The organism is Cupriavidus sp. SK-3, from assembly GCF_000611145.1.
Lineage (GTDB): Bacteria > Pseudomonadota > Gammaproteobacteria > Burkholderiales > Burkholderiaceae > Cupriavidus.
The window spans coordinates 40,177-66,853 of the sequence record NZ_JFJV02000240.1 but is presented as its reverse complement, the minus strand read 5'-3'; the positions used below and the strand labels follow the sequence as shown (position 1 = coordinate 66,853).

20 protein-coding genes, 2 tRNA genes and 2 pseudogenes are annotated in these 26,677 nt (G+C 63.4%); 11 read left to right on the top strand and 13 right to left on the bottom strand.

From position 1 onward, the window contains the following. Positions 1 to 211: 211 nt before the first annotated feature. The 8 genes and pseudogenes from CF70_RS25075 to CF70_RS25045 form a co-directional block, all read right to left on the bottom strand. A pseudogene (locus CF70_RS25075) lies at positions 212 to 1,352 on the bottom strand (DUF4382 domain-containing protein); the annotation flags it as partial. A gap of 553 nt (positions 1,353 to 1,905) precedes the next feature. Beyond that, the gene (locus CF70_RS25070; protein ID WP_035870996.1) at positions 1,906 to 2,916 is read right to left on the bottom strand and encodes a CAP domain-containing protein; all 1,011 of its coding nucleotides are present in this window, start codon (positions 2,914 to 2,916) and stop codon (positions 1,906 to 1,908) included. A 1,675-nt stretch (positions 2,917 to 4,591) separates the two neighbouring features. Beyond that, complete coding sequence (locus CF70_RS36255) at positions 4,592 to 4,909, bottom strand: hypothetical protein (protein WP_152561913.1); 318 nt, start codon at positions 4,907 to 4,909, stop codon at positions 4,592 to 4,594. Positions 4,910 to 5,260: 351 nt separating this feature from the next. Next, on the bottom strand, positions 5,261 to 5,473 hold the full coding sequence (locus tag CF70_RS38270) for a GDCCVxC domain-containing (seleno)protein (RefSeq protein WP_081862342.1): 213 nt from the start codon (positions 5,471 to 5,473) through the stop codon (positions 5,261 to 5,263). A 573-nt stretch (positions 5,474 to 6,046) separates the two neighbouring features. Then, the gene (locus CF70_RS25060; protein ID WP_035870993.1) at positions 6,047 to 6,280 is read right to left on the bottom strand and encodes a hypothetical protein; all 234 of its coding nucleotides are present in this window, start codon (positions 6,278 to 6,280) and stop codon (positions 6,047 to 6,049) included. 282 nt (positions 6,281 to 6,562) lie between these two features. Then, positions 6,563 to 7,006, bottom strand: coding sequence for a cupin domain-containing protein (locus CF70_RS25055; RefSeq protein ID WP_035870991.1), 444 nt, complete (start codon positions 7,004 to 7,006; stop codon positions 6,563 to 6,565). 172 nt (positions 7,007 to 7,178) lie between these two features. Beyond that, positions 7,179 to 7,559 carry a helix-turn-helix domain-containing protein gene (locus CF70_RS25050; RefSeq protein ID WP_035870989.1) on the bottom strand — a complete coding sequence of 127 codons (381 nt, stop codon included), beginning with the start codon at positions 7,557 to 7,559 and terminating at the stop codon, positions 7,179 to 7,181. Between the two features lie 290 nt (positions 7,560 to 7,849). Continuing rightward, positions 7,850 to 8,506, bottom strand: coding sequence for a hypothetical protein (locus CF70_RS25045; protein WP_152561912.1), 657 nt, complete (start codon positions 8,504 to 8,506; stop codon positions 7,850 to 7,852). Positions 8,507 to 8,947: 441 nt separating this feature from the next. Here CF70_RS25045 and CF70_RS33975 point away from each other — a divergent pair, with 441 nt between their 5' ends. Continuing rightward, positions 8,948 to 9,430: a hypothetical protein gene (locus tag CF70_RS33975; protein WP_152561911.1), complete on the top strand. Its 483-nt coding sequence runs from the start codon at positions 8,948 to 8,950 to the stop codon at positions 9,428 to 9,430. A 143-nt stretch (positions 9,431 to 9,573) separates the two neighbouring features. Here CF70_RS33975 and dinB read toward each other — a convergent pair whose 3' ends face one another. Next, positions 9,574 to 10,737, bottom strand: a complete 1,164-nt coding sequence (dinB, locus tag CF70_RS25035; RefSeq protein ID WP_035870985.1) for a DNA polymerase IV — start codon at positions 10,735 to 10,737, stop codon at positions 9,574 to 9,576. Between the two features lie 417 nt (positions 10,738 to 11,154). Continuing rightward, a complete protein-coding gene (locus CF70_RS37060) occupies positions 11,155 to 11,775 on the bottom strand; it encodes a hypothetical protein (protein WP_235185196.1) in 621 nt (206 codons plus the stop codon). A gap of 299 nt (positions 11,776 to 12,074) precedes the next feature. On the opposite strand from CF70_RS37060, the gene CF70_RS25025 reads away from it, so the two are divergent. Further along, positions 12,075 to 12,326, top strand: coding sequence for a DUF1488 domain-containing protein (locus CF70_RS25025; RefSeq protein WP_035870981.1), 252 nt, complete (start codon positions 12,075 to 12,077; stop codon positions 12,324 to 12,326). Positions 12,327 to 12,357: 31 nt separating this feature from the next. Here the strand turns inward: CF70_RS25025 and CF70_RS25020 are convergent, their stop codons facing one another. Then, positions 12,358 to 13,029 carry an SOS response-associated peptidase gene (locus CF70_RS25020; RefSeq protein WP_035870979.1) on the bottom strand — a complete coding sequence of 224 codons (672 nt, stop codon included), beginning with the start codon at positions 13,027 to 13,029 and terminating at the stop codon, positions 12,358 to 12,360. Positions 13,030 to 13,181: 152 nt separating this feature from the next. Beyond that, positions 13,182 to 14,039, bottom strand: a complete 858-nt coding sequence (locus CF70_RS25015) for a 23S rRNA (adenine(2030)-N(6))-methyltransferase RlmJ (protein ID WP_035870978.1) — start codon at positions 14,037 to 14,039, stop codon at positions 13,182 to 13,184. 233 nt (positions 14,040 to 14,272) lie between these two features. Here CF70_RS25015 and mnmC point away from each other — a divergent pair, with 233 nt between their 5' ends. The 8 genes from mnmC (at position 14,273) to CF70_RS24975 (ending at position 25,581) form a co-directional block, all read left to right on the top strand. Then, entirely contained in the window at positions 14,273 to 16,309 is a 2,037-nt protein-coding gene (gene mnmC, locus CF70_RS25010; RefSeq protein ID WP_035870976.1) for a bifunctional tRNA (5-methylaminomethyl-2-thiouridine)(34)-methyltransferase MnmD/FAD-dependent 5-carboxymethylaminomethyl-2-thiouridine(34) oxidoreductase MnmC, read from the top strand. A gap of 227 nt (positions 16,310 to 16,536) precedes the next feature. After that, complete coding sequence (gene tig / locus CF70_RS25005) at positions 16,537 to 17,898, top strand: trigger factor (RefSeq protein WP_035870974.1); 1,362 nt, start codon at positions 16,537 to 16,539, stop codon at positions 17,896 to 17,898. Between the two features lie 73 nt (positions 17,899 to 17,971). After that, the gene (gene clpP / locus CF70_RS25000) at positions 17,972 to 18,622 is read left to right on the top strand and encodes an ATP-dependent Clp endopeptidase proteolytic subunit ClpP (RefSeq protein ID WP_006160857.1); all 651 of its coding nucleotides are present in this window, start codon (positions 17,972 to 17,974) and stop codon (positions 18,620 to 18,622) included. Between the two features lie 246 nt (positions 18,623 to 18,868). Then, complete coding sequence (clpX, locus tag CF70_RS24995; RefSeq protein ID WP_035870971.1) at positions 18,869 to 20,143, top strand: ATP-dependent Clp protease ATP-binding subunit ClpX; 1,275 nt, start codon at positions 18,869 to 18,871, stop codon at positions 20,141 to 20,143. 244 nt (positions 20,144 to 20,387) lie between these two features. Beyond that, on the top strand, positions 20,388 to 22,799 hold the full coding sequence (gene lon, locus CF70_RS24990) for an endopeptidase La (RefSeq protein ID WP_035871050.1): 2,412 nt from the start codon (positions 20,388 to 20,390) through the stop codon (positions 22,797 to 22,799). A gap of 304 nt (positions 22,800 to 23,103) precedes the next feature. Further along, a tRNA-Val gene (locus CF70_RS24985) sits at positions 23,104 to 23,179 on the top strand. A gap of 54 nt (positions 23,180 to 23,233) precedes the next feature. Next, a tRNA-Asp gene (locus tag CF70_RS24980) sits at positions 23,234 to 23,310 on the top strand. Positions 23,311 to 23,631: 321 nt separating this feature from the next. After that, complete coding sequence (locus CF70_RS24975) at positions 23,632 to 25,581, top strand: SurA N-terminal domain-containing protein (protein WP_035870970.1); 1,950 nt, start codon at positions 23,632 to 23,634, stop codon at positions 25,579 to 25,581. Between the two features lie 76 nt (positions 25,582 to 25,657). On the opposite strand, the gene CF70_RS24970 is transcribed toward CF70_RS24975, so the two are convergent. Next, complete coding sequence (locus tag CF70_RS24970) at positions 25,658 to 26,329, bottom strand: arylesterase (RefSeq protein WP_035870967.1); 672 nt, start codon at positions 26,327 to 26,329, stop codon at positions 25,658 to 25,660. On the opposite strand from CF70_RS24970, the pseudogene CF70_RS38265 reads away from it, so the two are divergent. Then, positions 26,328 to 26,677: pseudogene (locus CF70_RS38265) on the top strand (ATP-binding cassette domain-containing protein); the annotation flags it as partial. The gene CF70_RS24970 and the pseudogene CF70_RS38265 sit on opposite strands and share 2 nt — an antisense overlap.

Sequence of the window (26,677 nt, the reverse complement as noted above, 5' to 3'; positions counted from 1 at the left end):
GTCAGCAGCGTCCTTTCTTTGCCTGTCCGGGCGGGCAAAAGCCGGGGCCGGGACCTGGATCAACGACCACGCCGGCCGGTGCCATGACTGCCACCCCCGGCGTATAGACAGCGCAGCCGGCCAGGAGTGTAGCGGCCAGTGCAGTTAAGCATAGGAATTTCATCTGTGTTTTCTTTCGATGGATTTGGGTGCCAGCACTGGCACCCGCGCATCAGAATGCGAAGTTCTGGGTCAGGCCCGTCGTGGTCACAGTGACCTGCTGGGTGATGACCGTGCCGGAGTTGCTGGTACCCTGAATGCTGTACTTGCCTGCCACGGAGCCATCCTGCGTCAGCGGGATACCGCCTGCCGGCAGCGGGGCCACGTATGTGCCAACCGCAGGCCCAGACAGCGGCAGTGCCGGCTGCGCAGCGAACAGGCTGTAGGCGCCGGTGTCGGACGCTGCCGCCGTGGCGGCAATCTCAAAGGTGCCGCCGCCGGTTCGCTGCAAGGCTCGGATCGTTGCTTCCGAACTGGCCGGCGTGACCGTGCCCGAAACCCTGCCAAACGTCGAAGCCGGCAGGTTGAGCGGTGCCGCCGCGGTTGCGACGGCGGTGCTGCTGCCTGCCACGACCGGTACACCGCGGACGATGCCGGTGCCGCGCCCGGTGGTCGACGTTGGCACGATCACCACATCGACGTTGCCGGCGGTGCTGCTCTGCTCAATCGGCGACAGCGTGAAGTTGCCGTTGCCGTCAGCAACCGTCGCCTTGACCACTACGCCGTTGCGTTCAGCAAAGACCTGGGCGCCCGGCGCCGAGGCAACCACACCGGTCAAGGATCCGCTTACCAACATCGGCACTGCGGTCACCACCGGCTTGAGGCCAAAGGAGCCGTTGCCGCGCGTGACAACCGACTTGCACGCATCGAAGTCCAGCACCAGGTCGCTCAGCGTATTGGCCGCGACCGTGAAGGGGCGGTTGATTTTGATGCCGCTCTGCACTGCGCTTGGCGTGTCGAGCGCCTGTTCGGCCCCGCCAGTGGGGACCACCGAATTGGCTGGCGCACCCGCTCCGTTCGGTACGAGCACCAGGCGGATCTGCTGGTATGTGCCTGCAGGGAGCGGAGTCTGGCCAAGGTTCGTCAGTACGCCATTGGTGAGCGACACTAGGTCGATCCGTCGTGCCGGGCTGACCGTGACGTCAACCCAGCCGGTGCCGTTGACGTCGGCGTTGGGATCGGTGTGGACTCGCACTTTGTCGACGGTGACAAAGACATGATCAAAGCCGCAGGCGGGCGCGTCGGTCATCGACACGCTCAGTGTGCCGGTATTGCTACTGCTGCTGCTGCTGCTGCTCGACGATCCGTCGCCANCCGCCCCGCCCCCCCCGCCGCCACAGGCGGCAAGAGCCAGCGCGCTGCTCAATGCGAGCAGCCGCAGTGGCGACGCAATGAAAGGATGGGCATTCATGATATTCCCCCCGGAAGATATCTTTGGCCCCCGCAAGCATAGTCGGCGCGGATGTCGGCTGTTGTAAGCGTTTGTTAACGTATAGAAAGTGTGAGCGAATGGCAACAGCCAACAATAAGACGAAGCAAGGTTATCCTAGATTGCATCCTCTTTTCGGTGTGTTGGGGCGCAGACCGCCTACTGCATTGTTCAGCGCATCGCCCTGAGAGTCGCGAAGGTTGGGGCGGGCGGTAGCAGAGAGAGCCACGTGGGTGCTTCGCGGCATGCCTTGCTTTGCATGTCTGCATAAGAAGGCATGCGCCGTTCATTGGCCAACCGTTGCTCGGTTGCGCACCAGGTCGCACAACGCCGTACAGCATGTGGGAGGCCACCATGCCTTCACGTCCACGGTATCGTGATGCCTTTGCTGTTGGGATTGCCGTTGGCCGACCGCCGGAATGCGCGGAAGAGGCTGGTCAGTATGCCGTAAAACTCCAGGACTTGTTGATCGCCACATCATTTCGCGAGCCGACGAAAGTCGCTGTGTATGTGCCGGCAGCGATGGGCTGCGTGGGGAGCAGGAACACTACCCCTCGAAACAAGCTCGCGTCCTCGACAGCCGAAGCAACCGAGCCAGCCTTGGATTCGGCAGGCACCAGGATGCGAGCCGGTACGCGACTGCCGCCAGGCCCCGTCAGGATGAAGTTCGAGACCGTCAGCACGTCAGATGGCTTTTCAACGTTGACGCGAAACATGATCGGGGGACCGGCTCTGGCCAGATCGGGCGCTGGATTCGGGATCTCGTTGCCAGGAATGAACAAGCCGTGGACGTTGGCATTGTCGGCTGGGTAGTGGGCGCCAGTGCCGGGAGGCAGTTGTTGGCCGCCCCATTGGGCGAGGCCATAGCCGCCGGTTCCGGCTGCGGTCACCACACCAAAGTTCGTCACGCAGTAATTGTCATGCATGGCGAGACCGATGGTCTCCTGATTGCTGGTAATCCCTTGCAAGTGGTAAACCGAGTTCGCCATCGTGGCAAGACAGCGGCCAATTTCGCCGTTGTAAGCATTCTGTCCAACCCATTGCTTGTGCCAGCCGCCCACGGTGAGTACTTGCTGGTACGGATCGGGACTGGTGAAACCAGGATTCCCGGGGATCTCCGTGTGGCTCATCACCGCGTTGAGCTTCATATACTCCAGGTGGTTCTCCGCCGCGGCGTCCAGGGCGGCGTCTTGCCGCAACGCGCCTACACCCATTGCGATGCGCAGGGAGTTGAGCGCATTGAAGAATTCGAGGCGCGGGTCGGTTCTGGAGTAAGTGGATGTGAGCGCAATCGCAGTCGAAGCAAAAGAAGACGCTTCCTTCCTGATGGTCGGTGTGCGTGGGAGGTTTGAAGCAATCGTTGGAGGAGTGGCGCCAGCGCTACCAATGCTGGCGCAGACCGCGACGAAGGTAGACATCGCGGCAATTGCGAAGAGGCTCTGTTTCACGTTTTTCCGGTTATTTTAGGTCTGTACAAACGGGGCTAAGGATCCGCGGGTGACCCTGGCAAATCCGCTTCTGGAGGCTTAACGTGATATCGGGAAGATTCGTGCACAGGAGCATGCGCGCCTGATGCGGCAAGCTGGGGGAGTGGGTAGGGCGCGCCGTCGGCGCCCATGCAGATGCAAGAACCTGGAGACTGTATCGCCAACCTGCGGGGAGAACGAAGGTCGCAGATCGCCCCGTCTCTGCCATTCGGCAGGATCGCGGCGAGCGACCGTTACTGCCGATGAGTGAGGGTTCGTTCTTGACAATCGGATGGCCGGTTACGGGGCGGAGCCGACGCCTGAATGTCCAACCATCGACGCATGTGAACGGCGGTTTGTGTTAAGGATTGTTCGACGCCTGCCCACACGCGCCGCTCCCTCTCACAGTCCTGCAGGCGAGGGCAGACATCAAACAATCCTTAACAACAGCCAGTCAGCCTTCTCCGAAACGGCCGTTCGTGCAGATCACAGCGTCGCTCGACTAGGCCACCAGGATTTCGGCAGTCAGATCCGATGCGCGCGGTTCCCGCCGGAACAGGCGCAGGCGGTGATGCAAAAGCGGGTTCGGGGCATCGCAGGCGAGCATGACGCCGGCTTCGGGGGGCACCGCGACGCGGGCAGGCGCGACATGGCCGACGTCCAACGCGGTGGTGATGGGGCGTCGGGCCTGCGGGCCAACGTATCGCGACCGGGGCCTTTTTCCCGTGACTATACGCACAGGGTGTCCATCGCCGACAGATCATGGATGTTCCAGACCCGGTCTGCCGGCGTGGTCAGTAGCGGCTCGATCGTCGTCCGTGCAATGACATCGAGCGCGCCGGCAAGGTTTTGCGCGCCAGCGAGGATTCAGCAACCCACCCGGTCTTGCGGCAGATGATGCGTCGAGCCCAGCACCAGCGCCACCTCGCTGCCGCCGCGCTTGCGCGCCCGTTCCATTGCACATCGACCGGCCCCATCGCATTCCATCGTGCGCCGCCGGAGATGCCGGAAAGGCGAGTCGCGTCGACAAGATGGATCATGAGGTCCGCTTGCTTCGGGTCGTGTGTCTCCAGAGACCAGTCGAGGCGACCGTCCAGCAGGGCAGCTCGGGAAGCAGGCTTGCTGTCTCCTGCTCGGAGAATCCCCAGTGACGCAGCAACACACGGTGGTGGCGCGGCCGGACGATAGCGCGGCGAGCGCGGGTTGCGACACAGCGGCGGATGGGCGAGATGGGGTACATGCGGGTCCTCTTGGAAAGTCCGGCAGGGAGCCCATTCTGGGCAAGCACCTGTGCGGCGCGTGCGCAGATGCGACAATCAAATGCGTCGCGATGGACGGCGTTGATCTTGCCTTCGTGTACCAGCGACAGTAATGCGGCCGTTAAGACCGAAGCGATCTTCAGTTCGGTATGTCTTGAGATCGTCGTTTGCTTGCCATTTAGGTTGGCCTTGGCATGTTTGCCACCTTCTTTGAAGGTCTCACCCTGTTGGGCCAGCCACTGGACAAACTCACTTCGCTTCCGCGCACCTCCGTTGTCTGTTGCGATGGATGCATGACAATCAAAAGAGAGTGAGGTCAGGCTGAGTGCTACGGTGGGGGCCTACCGCCAGGCTGTGTAGTGGGGGGCAGACGGCGCGCACCCTCCCGCAGACTTGCTTCACTTGGTGCGAGGAATTACGTAGGGCGTAACCAGCTCGAAGCAATCAAAAAGCGCTGCAGATTTTTTCGTCTTGGAATCATAGGCATGAACTTCGATGCATTTGAACGCGCTTTCGCCTTTTTGAAGGAAAAAGGTTTCGGTTGATACCCCATTTGGAGACGAATCGCTCGTAACCGCGGCAATGCCGTAACCACGTCCAACAAGATCAACTAGCGACAACCCAACGCGCTGCCATTGGCTTTCAGGTGCTTCAACTGCTTGAGCGGACAGTGCGGCTGTAGCAAGGAAAAGGGAAGCGATGCGGAAGGCTTTCATTGTGAAGTCCCCGTTGATTCCACCGGATTGCGGTAATGGCGCCTTCCGTCGTGGCGAGAGCGGCGCCCCTTCTGCCACCATCATATCCGCGGGATGCGGCCGCATAAAGCTCCGCGCCCCGTTCCGGAATCTTTGCCGCTTGATTCGTTCAGGCGGCACTGCCCCGGGGTGCTTGACCTTAATCTGGTCGGGCGAGCGCGCGCCGGACTGGCAGGTGCTGTCAGCCCGCTTTCCCAGATCCCTTCAAGTATCAGCGCCAGCGCATCGTCATATGGCCATTCCCATCGTCGACGTCTTGGACATACAGCAGGCCGGCCGGCGGCACGGTCCGCAAGAATCTTCCGCCAAGCTCTATCCACAGCACCCGCGTTGTTGCTGGATTGGCGGGCACTTGACCGAACCGAATGAGCAGAATACGCAGCAGTCGCCGGAGTTGGGCCGAAGGAGCGCCTTGCAGTGGCTGCACTCGTAGAAGAACTGGCACGCGTCCGTTGGCATGGTTTCCTGCTTGGCAAAGCCGCAGTGCGGGCAGGTCAGTACGGATTCAAGAATGACGGCACTCATCGGGTCCTCACAATCGCACCGCCTCTCGTCGCCAAACGCAACGGCCACCACGTGACGGCGGCGGTGGGGGAAAACAACGGACTGGGGTACGTTTTGTACTTGAGGCCGAAAGGCCAGCCATCTGCGCGCGGAACGGTTTCCGTTCTGACAGCAGCTTGGGGGAGAGGTCGGCCAGCTTCGGCGCCGGCGCGCACGGTGCCATGGTTGGTCCTGTGGGGCGGTGCTTCCGTTGTAGGCGCGCCGGGAGGACAGCGCCATAGGGCATCATTCGACTAGCGTGCGTTGCGTGTCTGAAGAGCCGCGGCGGTGTCGGCCGTCCACACCATCTTCTCAATGTGCCGTGTCTCGATACCGTGCACCGTACTAGCCGTCGTCGTGGACGTTTGCGGCTCAGTGCTTACCGCTCACGGGCGGTGCAGGGGAAGCGGCTGACGGATCTGGAGAACCAGGAGCCGCGTGCGCGGTTGATTGCGAAGCGCTACCTGTCCGGTCGATCGCCGAACTCAATGAAAAAAGGTGACAACCAAGCTGTCACCTTCATCTCTGGAGTGGGGAGTCCTGCGAATCTCCTGGTTACAACGGAGCGCCGTAAGAAGACGAGGACATATACCCGCCGGACCTTGCGCCATCCGGGAACGTTGCGAACGTGTCGCCCCTTGCGCCATCGGCGTACGTGTCGGAGTTGCCGGCCCGTGCGCCATCAGTGCGCACATCGAACTCGCCAGCCTTGGCCAATGCAAAAGCAGCGGACAGGGCACCGGTCAGAGCGACAGTGGCTGCAATCAGAACGAAACGTTGGATATTCATGATGAATTGAAAGGGGACATCGAGCCGCCAAAATTTGGGGACTCCACAACAGGCTGCATGATAGGGGTTTGCCCTATGCTTATAAACCCTAGTTTGCGAAACGCATAGTTGCTCATTGCGCAACAATACTGAAAATCTTCGTCGTGAAGGTATGGGATACGGTAGCAATCCGACGATTGTGCTGACCAAGGTGCCGGTCGGGGTGGTGCTGGCAAGGAGACCAACGGTTGGCGGGGGACTCCAGGTGATTGACCCGCCCCGGCATCGGACCGCCAATGCCCATCAGCCCGCAACCGTCACACCGCATTTCTCCGCAATCGCAATCAATTTCGGGACGTCCGGTGGCCCCGGAGGAATTTCCTGGTCGATTGCGGTGAAGAGACGCGTCGCGTGCCCGGTTTGGCCGGTGACCGAGATCATTTCGCCGCCGCCCGGGCCAAAGTGAAAGCTGTGAATCGTGCCTGCGGGCAAGTGAACGAGCGTGCCAGCCGTGGCGGCCAGGGTATTGCCGCCGTAGCTGATTTCGACACTGCCTTTGACCACGTAGAAGGATTCGTCCCAGTCATGGCTGTGCGGTGGCGGTCCGGTGCCTTCATCGCCTTGCTGCAAGAAAATCTCATAGCCTTGCGTGGCGGCATTTGATGCCAGTATCGTAATCTTCTCGCCCACCACATCGAGCGCACGAGGATAGGCGCTCGGTGTTACGACAAACGGTTGCGGCTTCATGGTTTGCGCCTCCTTTGGACCGGATTCAGCCCCGAACCGGTTATAGTCAGTGGACTGGACGGAGTCCAGAAGTTGCCATCGGTGGCATCGGTGGCATCGGTGAGGGCCAACGCGATTGCCTCAATTTCCTATGCGGGCCAACGGTAATGTGGAGCCGGCTGGAGGGCGCGTTTCATTTTCCCTCCCGCCCAACCAACACATCCAGCGGCACGTGCAGTGCCTCTGCCAGACTCTGGAACACCTCCACGCTTCCATCGCGTTTGCGGTTCTCAATCTGGCTGAGATAGGGCTTGCTGAGTCCCGCCGCGGTTGCCAGCGCGTCCTGGGTCATCCGGCGGTATTCGCGCCAGGCCTTGATCGGGTTGTCGCCGGCGAGTTCGGCGTCCAGTATGGCGGCGGGAATCCGAAAGCCGTCTTCCCGCGCCTCGGCGTGGCCGGGCAGCGTGCCATCGTCCCACTCTCCGGTCCGGCGCTTGATGCGCTCCCACACCTCAATGGGCACTACCGCGAACTCGGGGTGGCCGTCGCGTTCGATGAATTGAATCTTGACCATGATTGGCACCTCCAGAGGAGCACGGCTGGCGCGTCGAGCATGATGGGGCCGTGCTGGATCTGATACCGCACTCGCCAGTCGCAGGCGCGGAGGCGACAGCCGCGTCGACTGCCGGTGCGCCGGAGCCCGGCGTGGATTGCTGATCGCAACATGCCCGGGCGGGGTTGGGAGCCTGCGCCGCTTACCTGTTGAGTGCGATTGCTTGCGCTTTCATGTTAGCTAGGCGCTAACCGAATTGCGAATAAAGTTGGCTGACGGTTCCGGCGCCGACGCGGGACAGGGCTGGCCTTTCACGCGCCAGCCTCCGCGGACGCCTTTTTGCCCACGATCGCATCCAGCTCCTCATACAAGCCAGAGCATTTGTCGCTGACACGCAGTTGGAAGTCGAACAGTTGTGGCCGGATCAATGGTTCAACGTCGTACCCGTGCTCCGAAACGAGCCGGATCAGCCGGCCGCCGCGCGCATGAATGAATTCGGCCTCGGCATGGGTGGCGACGTCGGGTACCACCACATCGCAGCCGTCGAGCTGGTCCAGCGCTTCGGCACAGTGATTGACCAGCACTTCCGGATCCATGCGGGCACGGATCCAGGACTCGCGAAGGGCGTTTAGCAACTGTACCGGCGATTTCCCTAGCGTCGGAACGACATCATTGCGCCTTGCCGCGTCGAACTGCGCGTCGCTGATGCCGGCGCAGGCCTGGATCATATGGCGCAGCGGGGCGTCGAACGTGACGGTCAGGAAAGTGTGGTTCGCGGAGGTCAGGTAGCTGGTGACGAGGTCTCGACCGGAGCCGGGACGGCCGCAAAGTCCGATAAGCATGAGGTTTCCTTTGTCGTGATCGTTCGCCTGCGGGTGCTTGAGGTCAACGAGGCCGGTGCGCGGACTTGGCGCCGTGACGCAATGCGGCGTGACCGGGCCGGCGTGGTGCCAGCCCGTGACTACCATGACCCGGCATACGGGGTTGACCCGATGGGCGCAACCAGGCCGAACCGGCGAGGACACAAGCCCTGGTCCTCGCGATGCAGCCCGGCGTCGGGTATGGAAATGCCGGGGCTCTGATACCGCTTCAAGTTAACGCCAATAATTTACCCAAAGGTAAATTTAAAGACAAGCCTTCTTGGTAGCCATCCTGACTTGCCGGCCGCGAGTCCGGATCCTCGATCCGCGGAAGCCACCAGGGTGCCGACGCGCCCGTGGCTTGCCGCGTCAGTGTCGCGCGAACCCGCCGAACCATCGCGCCGAGAAGGGAGCGAAAGATCCTTTTGCTCCGTAAATTACCTCTTGATCACTAAATTTACAGTACCTGGAGAAAATTTACCTTAAGGTAATGCGCGGGTTTAATGAGTAATGGACATCCAAGATACGCGCGAACAACGCCTGGCCCAAGTGCTGGAGAAACAGTTCGGAGGCTCGATCGCACGCCTCGCGGACCGCGTCGACCGCGAACCCTCATATTTCTCCCGAGTTTTTTCGTCGGAAGGCAAGGCCGGAAAGAAGCGCATCGGCGAACGGCTTGCCCGCGACATCGAGGCCAAGCTCGGCTTGCCTCGGCTGTGGCTGGACGGCAGCATGGAGGATGCTGTCGCCCCCTCGAATGACGAGATCCTCCCGCCTGGCGTGGCCATTCGGGTGGCTCGCTTGGTCAAGGACTTGCGCAACGAGGATATCGACCGCCTGCTGACGGCCATTGAGTTGCTGATGCAGGTCGAGGGCGTGCGCTCGGTGCGCAAATATGGCAAGGGCGCAAAACAGGCGCAGGTACTGACGACCGGAAAGCGCACGGCAACTGGCTCCGCGAGCGGGGCGGTACACGAGTCCGGCACGCGTGTCGCCGGGAAGCAGCGAGGCAGGAAGAAGCCGGCAGACTGACGCAGCCGGGGTCGTCGGCGACGCAGCATCGGCAGCCTGGGCGGGACCGGCTGGGGGCGGGCCCGGCTGCCGCCGTGCCTGCACTTTAGCGTCCGGCCGGCTCAGAGTTGAAAATGTCGTCGATTGGGCGGCAGTGTCAGCAATTATTCGTCTTCGCCGAAAGGCAACTCTCCCTGGACCGGCGCCGACGCATACTCCAGCTCGCCGGCTGGTGTCAGCGCGCTCACCCGTACGCCCAGTAGCCGTATCTTCCGGTTCAGCGGAACGCGTCTGACGCATTCGGTGGCGGCGCGCCGCAACAAGGTGGCGTCGGCGGTCGGGGCCGGCATGCTGAGGTCGCGGGTGACGGTGTGGAAGTCGTCATAGCGCAGCTTGACGCCGATGGTGCGGCCGACGTAGCCCTTGCGGCGCAGGTCTTCGGCAAGGCGCTGGCACAGGCCGGTAAAGACTTCGCCGAGAGCCTGGCGATCATGGCGCGGATGCAGGTCGCGCTCGAACGTGGTTTCGCGGCTCATCGACTTTGGCTCCGAGCTGATGACCACGGGGCGTTCGTCATGACCTTGCGCGATCTCGGCGAGCCACGCGGAATAGCTGCGGCCAAAATGGGTCTGCAGCAGTCCGAGGTCCGCGCTGGCGAGGTCGCCAACGGTGGCGATGCCGAGCGCGGCGAGTTTCTCCGTGGCTTTCGGGCCGATGCCGTTGACCTTGCGCACCGGCAGCGGCCAGATGCGCAGCGGGATGTCTTCCGGCGTCAGGAGGGTAAGCCCATCGGGCTTGTCCAGTTCGGATCCGATCTTGGCGAGGAGCTTGTTGGGCGCGATGCAGATGGAGCAGCTTAGCCCCGTAGCCTCGCGAACCGCTTGCTTGATGCGGCTGCCGATATCGGCGGGCTCGCCTGGCACATCGCTCAGGTCGATGTAGATTTCGTCGATGCCCCGGTCTTCGACCTGGCTCGTGAACGTGGCGACGGCCGCCTTGAAGAGCCGGGAGTAGTGCCGGTACGAATCGAAATCGGTGGGCAGCAGAATGGCGTCAGGCGCGAGCTGGGCTGCCTTCATCATGCCCATGGCGGAAAAAACGCCGAGCGCGCGCGCTTCGTAAGTCGAGGTGGTGACGACGCCCCGTCCCGCATAGTCGCGCAGGCGCGCAAAGCGCCGGCTTCCGTCTTCAAGCGTCTCGGGCACCGCATTCCGTCCGCCGCCGATCACCACGGGCATGCCGCGCAGTTCCGGATACCGCAACAGCTCGACGGACGCATAGAAAGCGTCCATATCCAGGTGGGCGATGCGGCGGGGGGCAAATGACATGGCGTCAGCGAACGGGGTTGACGACGCGCCCCGGCCGCGAGAAAGGACTCGGGGGCGGGTCGCCTCGGTTACTGTATGCATATACAGTATATCGAATTCTACAAGAAGAATCCCCGCGGCGCCCCGGCGGGCCTACCAGCGATGGACGTAAGTCGCCGTCAGCACGATGCCCGCGGCGGGCAAGTGCGAAGTGTTATCGCTTGCGCAGCAACTGGCTCTAGGGGGGGTAGTAGCAGCGGTTCAGCAGGTTCTGGACCCCCACCGTGACGCTGTCTTTCTTGCTGGCCTGGTAGCGGCTGATGAGATCGGTTCACGTCGCGTGACAACGGGCTTTCCCGCCGCATCTGGCTTGCCGGCAAGCTGAAAATGCCAGCGCGGAGCGCGGGCGAAAGCCCACCGCTTATCGGCGCCTGTCGCTCAACGCAGCAGGAACGCGATATCGTCCACGCTGATTTCCGCGATGGCCACGCCCCGGCGTTGCTGGAACAGGATGTGCTGGAGAACCCGGCGGCGTTGCCTGGTAAAGACAGCCAGGTCGATGGGGATGCCGGCGCGAGCATAGTGTTCGACCAGCAGCTTGTAGGCACGATGCCGCATCTGCAGGGCTTCGCCCTCCGCCCGCAGCTGGCTCGTGTCCTGCGGCACGACGCTTTCGGTCCGGCGCAACGCCTCCATGGCGTGGGCGTGCATGTCGCGGTAACGATCGAGTTCGGCTTGCGTCGAGCGCAGCCGTTCGCGTAGCGCGCGGACCTTGCGCTGCAGCTTCAGCGTCATGCCTACGCCATGCTCGACCAGCGCGACGGTTTCCAGCGCATGGCTGGCGGCGGCAATCGTGTTTTTCCAGATTCCCCCGTCCGTCGCCTCGGTTTCCGCTGCCCACCCGTTGCTGATTCCGCTAAATATCTTCATATGACCCCTTGACCCTTGTACAGATTTCCGGCGGCCGGCTTTTTGGTAGCCGGTCCTGTCCGGGTGCACGGCGGCCGGGCCGCGTTGGCGCGCCTGCCGTGTCGAATCGGCATCGTTGTACTGGCGCATGCGTTGGCTGGCATGCCTCGCGCCGATGAGCCGATGACCTGGGCATGCTACGGTCTCGCCGTTCGCGGGCCAAGTAGAAGATGCTTAGATCTGGTATTCCCGATGCAAATGTCGCTCAATGTACGGGCGCGAATGTCTCGCCAAAGCCGCGTCGCCGGGCAGCCTGCGCGATGCGCGGCCAGCGATAAAGCGCCCCTTCCCAGACTTGCTGGGGGGGCGCGTCCCCGAATCCTGGCGAAATAGCGCAACCGGGTCCTCGATAACGTACGGATGCCCACGAATCGGACTAGGATGCATGTATGGCACTCAATTTCCCCAATCCCAGCCGGAGCTACGACCCTTCCAGGCATTGCGTATGTTTTTGGGGCTATGACAACTCGCGTGAAATCGCCTTCGAGGTGGACCGCGCGGTACTCTCTACCCTCAGCCCTGAATTGCGCCCGGACGAGCCTGCCGTGCTCGATGCATTCGACCGCCACCGCGATCACATCCTGGAACTCGCGCGGGGGCTCTATTCCCGCAGCCGGCAGAACCGGTATCAGATTTCCTGAACGCTGTTCAGTCCGGGCAAACGCAGTTCGCTCAGGCTGGCGCCTCCGGAGATCCTGCCGCAACCCGCGGCGGCAGCGGTGCGGGCTCGGCGGCCAGCTTTTCCGCGGCGTAGGGGCGCAGGAAGCTGCGCGCCAGTTCCGTATCCCTGCAATTCAGCCAATCATCCCACTCCGTGCCCGGGACGATCACGATCATCCGTTTTTCCTTGCCCGGCGCATGGAAGCGTTGCATCAACGGGTGGTGCTCCGAATTGATGGTCAGCATGGTGAAGCTGAAGACGTCCTGGCCGCCTTCGCCAGGCCATGCGCGCCAGAGGCCGGCGATTGCCATGGGCTCGCCATCCTTGAGCCAGATCCGCCAGCGTACCGCCTTGCCGGTTGCGTAATCGGGCTCATAGAAGCACTGCGCTGGTATCAGGCATAGCTGACCCTGTTTCCACGCCGCCGAGAACGTCCGTTTTTCACCCACCGACTCCGAGCGCGCGTTCGTGGTGTCGAACCTCGCCACGCCGGGCGGAATGCGCTTCCTGGGGACCATCCCGAAGGTGCCGGCCAGGCATTGCCGCTGGCCGTCGTGGTCCGCCACGAGCAGCGGCGCGACGTAGTCAGGCCACGTTTCGGGAGGCCATTCCCGCACCGGACAGGTGACGCCGAAGACGTCGCGCAGAACGGCCGCCTGCACGGGCGCGTAGTTGACGCACATGGCTTGTCTCCATGCCGCTGCTGCATGTGAAAGGGAATATCCAGTATGGCGGACGGGCGGGCAGGACCAAAGTGACACCGCGCGGTTGTTTCGCGATCACGGCAGCGGGCCGACTCGGTCGCTGCGGTCATCGGCCGCTGAGCGCGCGAGGATCAGCTTTCCTGGGCTTCCAGCGTGAAGCCGGCGCCGTCATCCTGGCGCAGCAGCGTCACCAGGGCGGGCATGGCCGCCTCCAGGGTTTCCTTCAGGCGCCACGGCGGATTAACGATAAACATGCCGCTGCCGTGCAGGCCAAGGCCACCGGAAACCGGATGCTTGACGCGCAGGCTGACGTGCAGCCAGCTTTTGAGCGGCAGCTTCTTCAACTGCACCGGCAACTGCACCGATTCGCGGCGCTGTACCTCGGGATACCAGATGGCGTACATGCCGGTGGCGAAGCGCTGCAGGCCATCCTGCAGGGTCCGCAGCACGCGGGCGTAGTCCTGCTTGTCTTCGTAGGAGGGGTCGATCAGCACCAGCGCGCGGCGGGGCGGCGGCGGCAGGATGGCGTTGATTCCGGTGAAGCCGTCGCCGTCGTAAAGCATGACGCGGCGGCCGGCGCCGCGGAAATTCTCACGCAGCACCTGGATTTCCGTGCTGTGCAGCTCGAACAGGCGCAGGCGGTCGGCGTCGCGCAGCATCTGCCAGGCGAGCCAGGGCGAACCGGGGTAGTGCTTCAGGTTGCCGTCCGGATTAAGGGTACGCACCTGTTCCAGGTAGTCCTCGAGCAAGGTCGGCATGGGCCTCTTGGCGGCGGCGGCCTGCCACAGCCGGGCAATGCCGGTTTCGTATTCGCCCTTTTTTTGCGCGTAAGCGTGGTCGAGCGCATAAAGCCCGGCGCCGGCGTGCGTGTCGATATACCAGAAGGGTTTGTCTTTCTGGCTCAACTGCTCCAGCAACTGGACCACGATGGCGTGTTTAAGAACATCGGCGTGGTTGCCGGCGTGGAAGGCGTGACGGTAGCTGAGCATGGCGAGGCGGGAAAAGGGCGTGCCGATGCCGGCCTGGACGGGCCGGCGGCACAGGGCGCTATGCTACCATCGCCGGGCTCTGGCGCTGCCATACGGCTGTTCGCGGTGCCGCGCGAGACGCCAGCATCCCGGGCGCCCTGGCTCGCCATGGTGCTCCGGCCTGCGCGCCAGCGTCGTGTCCCGACCCTTTCCTGTCCGACGTTCTCTGTCCCCTCCTTGTCCAAGTTTTGCCCATGACCCGCGCCTTAGATCTCGCCGAGCCCGTTTTCGCCGCCTCGGGCCCGCCATACTCGCAGCGTTACGGGGATGTCTACCACAGCGACGAGGGTGGCCTGGAGCAGGCCCGGCACGTTTTCCTGGCGGGCAACGGCTTGCCAGGCGCGTGGGGCGGGCGCGACCAGTTCGTGATCCTGGAGGCCGGGTTTGGCCTCGGGCTTAACTTCCTGGCGACGTGGCAGGCGTGGCGGGCCGATCCCGCGCGTTGCCGGCGGCTGCATTTCGTGTCGGTGGAAAAGCACCCGTTCGCCAGCGACGGTCTCGCCGCCGTCCACGCCAATTTGCCGGGCCTGACGGAACTGGCGCCGCTGGCCACGCAGTTGCGGCAGGCGTGGCCGCTGACCTTGCCCGGGCTGCACCGGCTGGAGTTCGAGGGCGGGGCGGTCGTGCTGACGCTTGCATTCGGCGATATCGATACCGTGTTGCCAAGGCTGGCGCTGGGCGTCGACGCGTTCTACCTGGACGGCTTTGCGCCCGACCGCAATCCCGATATGTGGCAGCCACCATTGATGAAGCGGCTCGCCCGGCTGGCGCGTCCGGAGGCCACGCTGGCGACCTATGCGGCGGCCGGTTTTTTCCGGCGCGGCTTGCAGGCGGCTGGCTTCGAGGTGAGGCGGGCGACCGGCTACGGCAGCAAGTGGCATATGACGGTGGCGCGCTTCCCCGCGGCGCGCGGCCAGCGCCGGCATCCCCCGCCAGCCGCCGCTAACTGGCCCGGGCGACACGCCATCGTGATCGGTGCCGGGCTGGCAGGCTGCGCGGTCACGGAGCGCCTGGCCGCACGCGGCTGGCGTGTGACGCTGTTCGACGCGCATGATGGCCCCGCGCGACTGACTTCCGCGCATCGCGCGGCAGCCATGCACCCGCATCTGTCGTCGGACGACAGCCTCCTGTCGCGCTTGTCGCGCGCCGGGAACCTGTTCTCTCTGAGAGCCTGGGAGGCATTGGCCGCGGCAGGGCATGCGCCGGGCTGGCAGGGGTGCGGCGTGCTGCAGATTGGCGCGGATGCGGAGGACGCCCGAATCCAGCGGGCGGCGCTGGCCGCGCTGGGGTTTCCCGAGGCGTTCGCGCGCTGGATGCCGCCCGACGAAGCCGCGCGCCGGCATGGCGCCGCCGTTCCCCATGGCGGACTCTGGTTCGGGCAGGGCGGCTGGGCGCCGCCGCCTGACATCTGCCACGCGCAACTGGCGCAGGCTGGAGCAGCGGTGACGACGCATTTTGGCCGCCGGGTCGCTCGGCTGGTGCGTGCCGCGGATGGCTGGCAGGCCTTGGACGACGTCGGGGCGGTGATGGCGCAGGCGCCGGTGATGGTCCTCGCCAACGCGCACGAGGCGCTGCGCCTGCTGCCGCTGCACCATATGACGATCGACCGCGTGCGCGGGCAGCTGACCACGCTCGAGGCCGCGCAAGTGGAGCGGCTGGGCACCTGGCCGGACTGCGTGGTGACCGGCTCGGGCTATCTGTTGCCAAGGGCCGGCGACGGTAGCGCGCGGGTCGGCTCCAGCTACGAGCCGGCCGCCGAAGGGCAGGGCGAACTCGCCGAGCGCCCGGAAGTGCACGCGGAGAATCTTGCCAGGCTGGGCTTGCTATTGCCGGATCTTGCCGCCGCCGCGGCGCGGCTGAACCCGGCGGTCCTGCGCGGCTACGTTGGCGTGCGCAGTGTTTCACACAATCGCCTGCCGCTGATCGGCCGCATTGCCGATGAGGCGCAGGCCGCGCGCGACGCCGTCGCGCTGCGCGGCGCGCGTCTCAGGGATATCCCTCGTCTTCCCGGGCTCTACGCGGCACTTGCATATGGCTCGCGCGGCCTCACATGGGCGGCACTGGGGGCGGAGTTGCTGGCCAGCCAGATCGAAGGAGAGCCCTTACCGCTCGAACTCGAACTGGCCGAGGCCATCGACCCCGCGCGGCTGCTGGTCCGTGCCTTGCGGCAAGGGCAGGTGGCAAGCGAGGCGGAAGGCGCGGCCGCGCCATCCGAGCCGGTTCCCGGCTAAAAACTGCCGGAACCGAATGAAAACCGTGCGATAATCCCCGTTTTCCGTTTGCGTGGGCCTGCGCCCGGATGCTCCGGGTTCGTCGGTTTTCCACGCGTACCCGCAGTTTTCGATAGCGCCCGCGTACCGGGCATCGGCATTTGCCGTCGCTTTGCCTGTGTCTTGTCGGGCACGCGAGCGGGGTGCGCTTACGAACACAACAACATTTCTGGATTGGATCAACGACCATGTCGAATGTCATTGAAAACCTTGGCAAACTGGACCGCAAGGTGACCCTGGCCATTCCCAAGGCCGAAGTCGAAAAGGAAAAGCTGGAACGTCTGGTTCGCCTGTCGAAGACGGTGAAGATGTCCGGCTTCCGTCCCGGCAAGGTACCGATGAAGATGGTCGAAAAGCAGTACGGCCAGCAAGTCGAGTTCGAAGTCCGCTTCGACAAGGCTGCACGCAAGTTCTTCGACATCACCAAAGAGCAGGATGTGAAGGTTGCCGGCCAGCCGAAGTTCGAGGTGAAGACCGACGGCGTGAACGAAGACGAAGTGGCCTTCGACGCAACCTTCGAGGTCTATCCGGAAGTCAAGCTGGGCGACCTGGCCGGCGCCGAAGTGACCCGCACCAAGACCGAAATCACCGATGCCGAAGTCGACAAGACCATCGACATCCTGCGCAAGCAGCGCGTGCACTACCACACCCGTGGCGAAGCCGGCGAGCACGGCGACGGCGGTGGTGAAGTGGCCGCCCAGAACGGCGACCGCGTGACCCTGGACTTCGTCGGCAAGATCGACGGCGTGGAATTCCCCGGCGGCAAGGCTGACGACTTCGCCTTCGTACTGGGCGAAGGCCGCATGCTGCCCGAGTTCGAGCAAGCTGCGCTGGGCCTGAAGGTTGGCGAAAGCAAGACCTTCCCGCTGGCATTCCCCGAGGATTATCACGGCAAGGAAGTGGCCGGCAAGACCGCCGAGTTCACCGTCACGCTGAAGAAGATCGAGTGGGCGCACCTGCCGGAAGTGAACGACGAGTTCGCCAAGTCGCTGGGCATCGCCGACGGCAGCGTCGAGAAGATGCGCGCCGACATCCGCGAAAACCTGGAGCGCGAAGTCAAGCGCCGCACGCACGCCATGCTGAAGGACCAGGTCATGGACGCGCTGCTGAAGGCAAGCGAGCTGGAAGTGCCGAAGGCCCTGATCGAGCAAGACCAGGAGCGCCTGGTGGAAATGGCTCGCCGCGACCTGGAACAGCGCGGCATGCCGAATGCCAAGGACATGCCGATTCCGGCCGAGATGTTCACCCAGCAAGCTGAGCGCCGCGTCAAGCTGGGCCTGATCCTGGCCGAGATCGTCAAGGCTCACGGCCTGGACGCCAAGGCGGACCAGATCAAGGCCGAGATCGAGGACTTCGCCAAGAGCTACGAAGACCCGAAGGAAGTCATGCGCTGGTACTACGGCGACCAGCAGCGCCTGGCCGAGATGGAAGCCTACGTGCTGGAAAACAACGTGGTAAATTTCGTGTGCGACAAGGCCAAGGTCACCGAAAAGACGGTGTCCTTCGAGGAACTGACTGCCGAAGGCAACAACCAGCCTCAGCAGGCCTGAGCCTGGCCCGTGGCCGGAGCGCATGGCGCGCCGGCCGCAGCCTTGTCTCTTACCGAACTCCAGGAGAACTTGCATGACCCGCAATGATTTGCTTGACCGTCTGGCTACCACGCAGGCCTCCGCCCTGGAAACGCAGGGACTGGGGCTGGTGCCGATGGTGGTTGAGCAGTCCGGCCGGGGCGAGCGCGCCTATGACATCTACTCGCGCCTGTTGAAGGAGCGGTTGATTTTCATGGTCGGCGAAGTCAACGACCAGACTGCCAACCTGGTGGTCGCACAGCTGCTGTTCCTGGAAAGCGAGAATCCCGACAAGGACATCTCGCTCTACATCAACTCGCCGGGTGGCTCGGTGTCGGCTGGCCTCGCCATCTACGACACCATGCAGTTCGTCAAGCCCGATGTGGCGACGCTGTGCATGGGCATGGCGGCCAGCATGGGTGCGTTCCTGCTGTCGGCTGGCGCCAAGGGCAAGCGTTCGGCGCTGCCCAACTCGCGCATCATGATCCACCAGCCGCTGGGCGGTGCGCGCGGCCAGGCCTCGGACATCGAGATCCAGGCCCGCGAGATCCTGTACCTGCGCGAGCGGCTCAACACGATCCTGTCGGAAGTCACCGGCCAGCCGGTCGAGAAGATTGCCCGCGATACCGATCGCGACAACTTCATGAGCGGCGATCAGGCAGTGGACTACGGCCTGATCGACAAGGTGCTCACCCGCCGTGCCTGACAGACCGGCCCGGCTGCCGCAAGGCGGGCCGGGCAGGGGCCGGGTGGTGATCCTTCGGGTATCGCCGTCCGGCCGCAACGAAGAAGGCTAAGCAGAAACGAGGCCTTGTGCCTCGTTTTTTGCTTTTGCCCCACAGCGTGGGGGTCTACCCGCCGCGCCAATTTTTTTGGCGTATGATGCGTTTGAAGCGTATCCCCGCAGCGCTCCGGCACTGCGGCACGCACACTGCTAATGTGACTGATTCCTATGGCGGATAAAAAAGGTTCATCCAGCGAGAAGCTCCTTTACTGCTCGTTCTGCGGCAAAAGCCAGCACGAGGTAAAGAAGCTCATCGCCGGCCCGTCGGTGTTCATTTGCGACGAATGCATCGATCTGTGCAACGAGATCATCCGCGACGAGGCAGCCGCATCCGACAAGGATTCGGGTGCCTCGGCCAAGTCCGATCTCCCCACCCCTCACGAGATCCGCGAGAGCCTGGATCAGTACGTGATCGGGCAGGAGCAGGCCAAGAAGATCCTGGCCGTAGCGGTGTACAACCACTACAAGCGCCTGAAGCACCTCGGCAAGAAGGACGACGTCGAGTTGTCCAAGAGCAACATCCTGCTGATCGGGCCCACCGGCTCGGGCAAGACGTTGCTGGCGCAAACGCTGGCGCGCCTGCTGAACGTGCCGTTCGTGATCGCCGATGCCACCACGCTGACCGAAGCCGGCTATGTCGGCGAGGACGTGGAAAACATCATCCAGAAGTTGCTGCAGAACTGCAACTACGAGGTGGAAAAGGCACAGCGCGGCATTGTCTACATCGATGAGATCGACAAGATCTCGCGCAAGTCGGACAACCCGTCCATCACCCGCGATGTGTCCGGTGAAGGCGTGCAGCAGGCTCTGCTCAAACTGATCGAAGGTACGATGGCTTCGGTGCCCCCGCAGGGCGGCCGCAAGCATCCGAACCAGGATTTCCTGCAGGTGGATACCACCAACATCCTGTTTATCTGCGGTGGCGCGTTTGACGGCCTGGAAAAGGTCATCATGCAGCGCTCGGACAAGACCGGCATCGGTTTTGCCGCGCAGGTGCAGAGCAAGGAAGAGCGCGAGGCCAGCGAGGTGCTGCCGCAGGTCGAGCCGGAAGACCTGATCAAGTTCGGGTTGATCCCGGAACTGATCGGCCGCCTGCCGGTGGTGGCGACGCTGGCCAAGCTGGACGAGGCCGCCCTGATGCAGATCCTGGTCGAGCCCAAGAACGCGCTGATCAAGCAATACCAGAAGCTGCTGGCGATGGAAGGCGTGGAGCTGGAAATCCGTCCGGCCGCGCTGTCCGCGATTGCCCGCAAGGCGATCCGCCGCAAGACGGGTGCGCGCGGCTTGCGTTCGATACTCGAACAGTCGCTGATGGATGTGATGTATGACTTGCCCAATTACAAGGGCGTGCAAAAGGTGGTGATCGACGAGAACACCATCACCGGGGACGCTCCACCGTTGCTGATGTATGAGGAACAGCCGAAGGTGGCTGGTTCGAACTGACGCGAACGCCGGCGCTTATGACGATCTCAGGCCGGCAGCGAGTCCTAAAGGCCGTTCGCGAAAAGCGAGCGGCTTTTTTTCTTCATTTTCGTAAAACGAAGGGGGGAAAACGGGGGTATGCTGTTTGGACGGGTCTTGCAAGTGCGGGGAGCAGCATTTGCACAATGCATTGAATCGTTGGCACCTATCTTGCAATCGATTCATGAGACCCAATTTACGCCTAAATGACTGACTGGGGAAAATGATGTCCGGAACACAACTCCTCCCGGCTGAGCCGATTCGCTTGCCACTGTTGCCTCTGCGCGACGTGGTGGTGTTTCCGCACATGGTGATCCCACTGTTCGTGGGACGTCCGAAGTCCATCAAGGCGCTGGAAACTGCGATGGAGGCGGGCAAAAGCATCATGCTTGTGGCCCAGAAAACGGCGGCCAAGGATGAGCCGACCGCCGACGACCTCTACGAGGTAGGCTGCATCGCCAACATCCTGCAAATGCTCAAGCTGCCCGACGGCACCGTCAAGGTGCTGGTGGAAGGCACGCAGCGCGCGAATATCCGCGAGGTGAGCGAAGACGAGTCGCACTTCATGTGCGAAGCCGTGCCCGTGCCGCCGGGTCCGGTCGAGACCGCCGAGACGGAGGCGCTGCGCCGCGCCATCGTGTCGCAGTTCGACCAGTACGTGAAGCTGAACAAGAAGATCCCGCCGGAGATCCTGACCTCGCTGTCGGGCATCGACGAGCCGGGTCGCCTGGCCGACACCATCGCCGCGCATCTGCCGATCAAGCTCGAGCAGAAGCAGAAGATCCTGGAGATGGTGAATGTCACCGAGCGCCTGGAGAGCCTGCTGTCGCAGCTCGAGGGCGAGATCGACATCCTGCAGGTGGAAAAGCGCATCCGTGGCCGCGTCAAGCGCCAGATGGAGAAGAGCCAGCGCGAGTACTACCTCAACGAGCAGGTCAAGGCCATCCAGAAGGAACTGGGCGAAGGCGAAGAGGGCGCCGACCTGGAAGAACTCGACAAGCGCATCAAGGCCGCGCGCATGCCGAAGGAAGCCAAGAAGAAGGCCGACGCCGAATTCAAGAAGCTCAAGCTGATGTCGCCGATGTCGGCCGAAGCCACTGTCGTGCGCAACTACATCGACACGCTGGTCAACCTGCCGTGGCGCAAGAAGAGCAAGGTCAACAACGACCTGACCAACGCCGAGCGCGTGCTGGATGAAGACCACTACGGTCTCGAGAAGGTCAAGGAACGCATTCTCGAGTATCTCGCGGTGCAACAGCGCGTGGACAAGGTGAAGGCGCCGATCCTGTGCCTGGTGGGGCCCCCCGGCGTGGGCAAGACCTCGCTTGGCCAGTCGGTGGCGCGCGCGACGAACCGCAAGTTCGTGCGCATGGCACTGGGCGGCGTGCGCGACGAGGCCGAGATCCGCGGCCACCGCCGCACGTACATCGGCTCGATGCCCGGCAAGATCCTGCAAAGCCTGGCCAAGGTCGGCGTGCGTAATCCGCTCTTCCTGCTCGATGAAATCGACAAGATGGGCATGGATTTCCGCGGTGATCCTTCGTCGGCATTGCTCGAGGTGCTGGACCCGGAACAGAACCACACGTTCCAGGACCATTACATCGAGGTCGATTTCGACCTGTCCGATGTGATGTTCGTGGCGACCTCCAACTCGCTCAACATTCCGCCTCCGCTGCTGGACCGGATGGAAGTGATCCGCCTGTCGGGTTACACCGAGGAAGAGAAGGTCAACATCGCCCAGCGCTACCTGCTGCCCAAGCAGATCAAGAACAATGGTCTGAAGGCCGGCGAGATGGAAGTGAGCGAAGACGCCCTGCGCGACATCATTCGCTACTACACGCGTGAAGCGGGCGTCCGCTCGCTCGAGCGTGAAGTGTCGAAGATCGCCCGCAAGGTGGTCAAGCTGCTGCTGCTCAAGAAGGAAACGGGCACGGTCAAGGTGGCATCGGAGAACCTGGATAAATTCCTTGGCGTGCGCAAGTACGATTTCGGCCTGGCCGGCAAGGAAAACCAGGTAGGCCAGGTGACCGGTCTGGCGTGGACGGAAGTGGGCGGCGATCTGCTGACCATCGAAGCCGCGATCATGCCGGGCAAGGGCAACATCACCCGCACCGGTTCGCTGGGCGACGTGATGAAGGAATCGGTCGAGGCAGCACGTTCGGTGGTGCGCTCGCGGGCACGTCGTCTGGGCATTACGGACGAGATGTTCGAGAAGCGCGATATCCACATCCACGTGCCCGAAGGCGCCACCCCCAAGGATGGTCCTTCGGCTGGCGGTGCGATGACCACGGCGCTGGTGTCGGTGCTCACGGGCATCCCGGTGCGCGCCGACGTGGCCATGACCGGGGAAATCACGTTGCGCGGCGAAGTCCTGCCGATCGGCGGCCTCAAGGAGAAACTGCTTGCGGCCCATCGCGGTGGTATCAAGCTGGTGCTGATCCCCGAGGAAAACGTGAAGGATCTCGCGGAGATCCCGGACAACGTCAAGAACGCCATCGAGATTGTCCCGGTGCGCTGGATCGACAAGGTCCTGGAACTCGCGCTCGAGCGCAAGCCCGAGCCTCTGCCGGAGGAAGTGGCCAAGCCCGCCGATGTGGCGGACAAGGGTGCTGCCAAGGTCGAGATGATTCATCACTGACGCCGGCGATGGCGCTGCCCGGATCCTGCGATCCGGGCGTTGCCGAAGCAGGCCGCTTTTGAAAACGCCGCGGGCTTTTCCCCGCGGCGTTTTTCTATTTAGCCTCAATTTCGCCTCACATTGTTCGGCGCGCCAGGCGTGCGGGGTGCGGGTGCTTTTTGCGTTTCTCAAAATGTCTGCGAAGAATGCTTGGCAAAACGCCAGGGGCTGTATTACACTTGCGCCCTCGCAACGCAAACAGCAGTAATTACTCTGATATGTGCGCGGCGATGCTTGCAGCATGCAGTGCGGCTGCGGTACGAGCGGGTGCTTAGCTCAGTTGGTAGAGCGGCGCCCTTACAAGGCGTAGGTCGGGGGTTCGAGCCCCTCAGCACCCACCACGCTCCTGCCGCAAGACAAGCCACACAGACGACGCGTGCTGCCGCACCGATACAGGAGTGGTAGTTCAGTTGGTTAGAATACCGGCCTGTCACGCCGGGGGTCGCGGCTTCGAGTCCCGTCCACTCCGCCAAATACGCAGTCAGCAAAACGGGCCCTTAGCGGCCCGTTTTGCTTTTTGCGCTTTCTGCATTCAGCGCGTCTTTCCCCCCCCTTTTTTTCTGAGGGCCTGCACGGGTGCGGGCCCTGATCGAGTATCCGGCGGTGTTTTGCACCGCCGAGCCACCGCTGGCTCGAGGGGGCGGTACGCGAGATCGCAGGTTTCTTGTCCGAGCCGGATGCCATCGGGCGTTGCCCGGCGAGGCCGCACCGGCCGCCAAATCGCGTGAAGCCTGCCGCTCCTGATAGAATCCCGGAGTTTGCCGTTCGGTACCAACCCTTTTCCTGAGTCAGCATGCTTGATTTCGTACGCAACAACCGGCGCTTGATGCTTCTGCTGCTGCTGGTGCTTGTCTTCCCGTCGTTCGTGTTCTTCGGCGTGGAGAGCTACTCGCGTTTCATGGACAGCTCGCACGATCTTGCCAAGGTCGATGGCCGCGCCATCACGGCGCAGGAAGTGGATAACGTGGTGCGTGACCAGAGCGAGCGCATGCGCCAGATGCTCGGCGCGAACTACGATCCGCGCCAGTTCGAAGGCGCGCTGGCGCGCCAGCAGGTGCTCGACCAGCTGATCCTGCAGCGCGTGGTGGCCAATGAGGTGGCCAACAAGCACCTCACGGTGTCCAACGAACGCCTGTTCGAGACCATCAGCAGCATTCCCGCCATCGCCCAGCTGCCGAAGAAGAAGGACGGCACGATCGACGACAAGGCCTACGTCGACCTGCTCGCCCAGCAAGGCATGACGCCGGAGCAGTTCGATGCGCGCATGCGTTTCGATCTCGCCACCCAGCAGCTCGGCACTTCCATCGCTGCCACCGCCTTCGTGCCGAAGTCCTTGCTCGACCGGCTGATCGCCATTCGCGACCAGCAGCGCGAGGTGCAGGCGCTGCAGCTCAAGCCGGTCGAATTCGCCGCCAAGGTCAATCCCGACGAAGCCGCGCTGAAGGCGTACTACGACAGCCACAAGGCGCAGTTCTCGGTGCCCGAGCAGGCCAAGGTCGAATACCTGGTGCTGTCGGCCGACGCGCTGGCGGCATCGACGCCGGTGACGCCCGAAGAGCTCAAGTCCTACTACGAAAGCAATATCGCGCGCTTTCGCACGGAAGAGCAGCGCCGCGCCAGCCATATCCTGATCGGCTCGCCCAAGGATGCCCCGGCGGCGGATCGCCAGGCTGCCAAGGAAAAGGCCACGAAGCTGCTCGAGGACCTGCGCAAGCATCCCGAAACGTTTGCCGATGTGGCCCGCAAGCAATCGCAGGATCCGGGCTCCGCGGAGAAGGGCGGCGACCTCGGCTTCATGGGCCGCGGCGCGCTGGTCAAGCCGTTCGAGGATGCGATGTATGCGCTCAAGGATGGCCAGATCAGCGACGTGGTGGAGACCGACTACGGCTACCACATCATCAAGCTCACCGGCATCAAGGCTGCCGAAACCAAGCCGCTCGACCAGGTCCGTACCGAACTGGAAGCCGAATTGCGCAAGCAGCTCGCCGCCAAGAAGTACACCGAACTGGCTGACTCGTTCGGCAACACGGTCTACGAACAGTCCGACAGCCTCAAGCCTGCTGCCGACAAGTTCAATCTGGCCATCCAGAGCGCCGACAACGTGAGCCGCCAGCCCAACCCGGCGCTGGGCGCGCAAAGCCCGCTCAACAACGAGAAGTTGCTCAAGGCCGTATTCAGCGACGATTCCGTCAAGAACAAGCGCAATACCGAAGCCGTGCAGGTGGGCCCGACCACGCTGGTGGCGGCACGTATCGTCGAATATCGCCCGGCCACGGTGCGCAAGTATGAAGACGTGCAGGCCAAGGTGCGCGAAGGCTATATCGCCCAGCAGGCGGCCGAGCTCGCCGTGAAGGCGGGTGCCGAGCGTCTCGATGCGTTGAAGAAGAGCGGCGGCGCCGACGGCTTCGGCGCGCCGGTAACGGTCTCTCGCGCCAAGGCCGATGGCCTGCCGCCGAAGGCGGTCGAAGCCGTGATGCGGGCCGATACCGCCAAGCTGCCCGCGTTCGTGGGCGTGGACCTTGGTGCCGCCGGCTACGCGATCTATCGCATCGGCAAGGTCAGCCAGCCTGCGCAGGCCGACGCCGCGCAACGCCAGGGCGAGGCCCAGCAACTGGGGCAGATGGTTGGCCAGAGCCAGCTGGAGGCCTTCTACGAGAGCCTGAAGGACCGCGCCAAGGTGAAGCTGCTCAAGCCCGCCACCACGACGGAAGCGGGTGCCGCCAGCGGTGCCGGCGCGCAGTAAGCGCAGCCCGCAAACATGAAAAAGGCGCCTCCGGGCGCCTTTTTCATGATCCGTGGCGCTTGCGCGCCGCAATGGCTCAGCGCCCCGCGGTCCGGGCTGCCGGTGCCTTCAGCAGTGGCTTGAGCTGCGGCCAGACGGTGTCGAGCAGCGTGCCCTGCGCTTGTGCCGTGGGATGAATGCGGTCAGCCTGGAACCACTCTGGTCTGGCGACGACCTGCTCCAGCAGGAAGGGCACCAGCCGGACCTTGTATTCGCCGGCCAGCCTGGGGTAGAGCGAGAAGAATCGCTCGGTGTAGTCCGGCCCGTAGTTGGGCGGGATGCGCATCCCCACGAGCAGCACGCCGGCCTTGGCTTGCTGCGCGCTGGCGACGATGCTGCGCAGGTTGGCCTCGGTGGTCTGCAGCGGCAGGCCGCGCAAGGCATCGTTGGCGCCCAGTTCGACGATGACCACCGCTGGGTGGTGCCGCGCCAGCAGGTCGGGCAGGCGTGTCTTGCCGCCTACCGTGGTCTCGCCGCTGATGCTGGCATTCACGACGCTATAATCGAAACGCTCCGCCCGCAGCCGCGTCTCCAGCAGCTTGACCCAGCCGGCATCGCGCGCGATGCCGTATTCCGCGGACAGGCTGTCGCCCAGCACCAGGATGGCGGGCGTTGCCGCCCGGGCCATCGGCGCCGCCGCAGGCAGCAGCGTGGCCGTGCATACCGCCAGCGCCAGCTTTCGCCAACCGCACCGGAACTTCTTGCTCATGTCTTCATCCATTCTTGCAGTCGAGTCATTAGGAAAGACCGTAGCCGACACGACGGGTTCGCTGACGATTTTGCATGACGTCACGTTTTCCGTCACGCCTGGCGAAACGCTGGCCATTGTCGGCGCATCCGGCTCGGGCAAGTCAACCCTGCTTGGCTTGCTGGCAGGCCTGGACCTGCCTACCACGGGCACCGTCAGGCTCAACGGCCAGGACCTGTTCCAGCTCGACGAAGACCAGCGCGCCGCGCAGCGCGGGCGCCATGTGGGCTTTGTGTTCCAGTCTTTCCAGCTGGTCGGGCACCTGAATGCCCTGGAGAACGTGATGCTGCCGCTGGAGTTGCGCGGCGA

What these genes read in the sequence shown, in the direction of transcription:
- CF70_RS24970 (WP_035870967.1), bottom strand. Translation starts at nt 26,329, where the DNA reads ATGAGCAAGAAGTTCCGGTGCGGTTGGCGAAAGCTGGCGCTGGCGGTA.
- CF70_RS25020 (WP_035870979.1), bottom strand. Translation starts at nt 13,029, where the DNA reads ATGTGCGTCAACTACGCGCCCGTGCAGGCGGCCGTTCTGCGCGACGTC.
- CF70_RS25015 (WP_035870978.1), bottom strand. Translation starts at nt 14,039, where the DNA reads ATGCTCAGCTACCGTCACGCCTTCCACGCCGGCAACCACGCCGATGTT.
- CF70_RS37060 (WP_235185196.1), bottom strand. Translation starts at nt 11,775, where the DNA reads ATGCGCCAGTACAACGATGCCGATTCGACACGGCAGGCGCGCCAACGC.
- CF70_RS25050 (WP_035870989.1), bottom strand. Translation starts at nt 7,559, where the DNA reads ATGGTCAAGATTCAATTCATCGAACGCGACGGCCACCCCGAGTTCGCG.
- tig (WP_035870974.1), top strand. Translation starts at nt 16,537, where the DNA reads ATGTCGAATGTCATTGAAAACCTTGGCAAACTGGACCGCAAGGTGACC.
- clpX (WP_035870971.1), top strand. Translation starts at nt 18,869, where the DNA reads ATGGCGGATAAAAAAGGTTCATCCAGCGAGAAGCTCCTTTACTGCTCG.
- CF70_RS25055 (WP_035870991.1), bottom strand. Translation starts at nt 7,006, where the DNA reads ATGAAGCCGCAACCGTTTGTCGTAACACCGAGCGCCTATCCTCGTGCG.
- CF70_RS38270 (WP_081862342.1), bottom strand. Translation starts at nt 5,473, where the DNA reads ATGAGTGCCGTCATTCTTGAATCCGTACTGACCTGCCCGCACTGCGGC.
- CF70_RS25060 (WP_035870993.1), bottom strand. Translation starts at nt 6,280, where the DNA reads ATGAATATCCAACGTTTCGTTCTGATTGCAGCCACTGTCGCTCTGACC.
- CF70_RS25045 (WP_152561912.1), bottom strand. Translation starts at nt 8,506, where the DNA reads ATGGTAGTCACGGGCTGGCACCACGCCGGCCCGGTCACGCCGCATTGC.
- lon (WP_035871050.1), top strand. Translation starts at nt 20,388, where the DNA reads ATGTCCGGAACACAACTCCTCCCGGCTGAGCCGATTCGCTTGCCACTG.
- CF70_RS25025 (WP_035870981.1), top strand. Translation starts at nt 12,075, where the DNA reads ATGGCACTCAATTTCCCCAATCCCAGCCGGAGCTACGACCCTTCCAGG.
- mnmC (WP_035870976.1), top strand. Translation starts at nt 14,273, where the DNA reads ATGACCCGCGCCTTAGATCTCGCCGAGCCCGTTTTCGCCGCCTCGGGC.
- clpP (WP_006160857.1), top strand. Translation starts at nt 17,972, where the DNA reads ATGACCCGCAATGATTTGCTTGACCGTCTGGCTACCACGCAGGCCTCC.
- CF70_RS24975 (WP_035870970.1), top strand. Translation starts at nt 23,632, where the DNA reads ATGCTTGATTTCGTACGCAACAACCGGCGCTTGATGCTTCTGCTGCTG.
- CF70_RS36255 (WP_152561913.1), bottom strand. Translation starts at nt 4,909, where the DNA reads ATGAAAGCCTTCCGCATCGCTTCCCTTTTCCTTGCTACAGCCGCACTG.
- dinB (WP_035870985.1), bottom strand. Translation starts at nt 10,737, where the DNA reads ATGTCATTTGCCCCCCGCCGCATCGCCCACCTGGATATGGACGCTTTC.